General features: G+C 74.4%; 1 protein-coding gene. It reads left to right on the top strand.

The features are described from left to right. A partial coding sequence (locus ESO86_RS17025) for an aldehyde dehydrogenase family protein (protein ID WP_129235967.1) occupies positions 1-1320 on the top strand: 1320 nt, incomplete at its 5' end. Between the last annotated feature and the right edge of the window lie 51 nt (positions 1321-1371).

Raw genomic sequence — 1371 nt, 5'->3', positions numbered from 1 at the left:
GCCGCCCGCGCCGCGCAGCCCGACTGGGCGGCGAAGACGCCGGGCGAGCGCTCGCTCGCCCTGCTCCGCCTCGCCGACGCGATCGAGGCCGACGCCGAGCACCTCGCGACGCTCGAGGTCGAGGACTCGGGCAAGCCCTGGACGACCGCGTTCGACGGCGAACTGCCGTTCGCCATCGACAACCTGCGGTTCTTCGCCGGCGCAGCGCGTTCGCTCGACGGCACCGGCGCCGGCTCCCTGTCGAACGGCTACACGTCGATCCTCACCCGCCGGCCGGTCGGCGTCGTCGCCGGCATCACGCCGTGGAACTTCCCGCTCATCATGGCGATCTGGAAGGCGGGGCCGGCGCTCGCCGCGGGCAACGCCGTGATCGTGAAGCCCGCACCCGCGACGCCGCGCACCACGCTGCGCCTCGCCGAGCTCGCGGTCGAGTCGGGCCTCCCGGCGGGCCTCTTCAACGTGGTCACGGGCGACGCCGAGGTCGGGCAGGCGCTCGTCGCGCACCGCGAGGTCGACATGGTGAGCGTCACCGGATCGACGCAGACCGGCAAGGCGGTCATGCGCGGCGCCGTCGAGGGCGTCAAGCGCGTGCACCTCGAGCTCGGCGGCAAGGCGCCCGTCATCGTGTTCGCCGACGCCGACCTCGGCGCGATGGCCCAGGCGGTGGCGCTCGGCGCGACGTACAACACCGGCCAGGACTGCACCGCGGCCACCCGCGTCTACCTCGAGCGCTCGGTGTTCGAGGACGGCGTCGCCGCGCTCCGGCAGGCGCTCGGCGGCATCGTCGCGGGCGATCCCATGGACGCCGACACCCACATCGGCCCGCTCATCTCGCGTGGCCACCGCGACCGCGTCGACGGGTTCGTCCGCCGTGCCGTCGCCGAGGGCGCCGAGGCGCTCGTCGGCGGCCACGCGATCGAGCGCACGGGTTCGTACTACGCGCCGACCCTCCTCGTGGGCGCCGCCCAGTCGTCGGAGATCGTGCAGGGCGAGGTCTTCGGACCCGTGCTCGTGGCCCTTCCGTTCGACGGCGAGGCCGACGGCATCCGCTTCGCGAACGACAGCGCCTACGGCCTCGCCTCGTCGGTCTGGACGTCGGACGTCGCCCGCGCGATGCGCGTCAGCCAGTCGCTCGACGTCGGCGTGACCTGGGTGAACGACCACCTGCCGATCGCGTCGGAGGCGCCGCACGGCGGGGTCAAGGGGTCCGGGTTCGGCAAGGACATGTCGATCGAGCCGCTGCTCGACTACTCGGTCACGCGGCACCTCATGATCCGGCACGCCCCGCCGCCCGAGACGTCCGGGTTCCGGCCGGCCTGAGCGACCCGGGCCGCGCGGCGGGGTTCGGCGGGCCCCTTCCCGCCGCGAGCC

The sequence above is a fragment of the Agromyces binzhouensis genome (genome assembly GCF_004135055.1).
Classification (GTDB): domain Bacteria; phylum Actinomycetota; class Actinomycetes; order Actinomycetales; family Microbacteriaceae; genus Agromyces; species Agromyces binzhouensis.
Note: the sequence above shows the minus strand (reverse complement) of the source record. Positions and strands in the feature narration are given on the sequence as shown.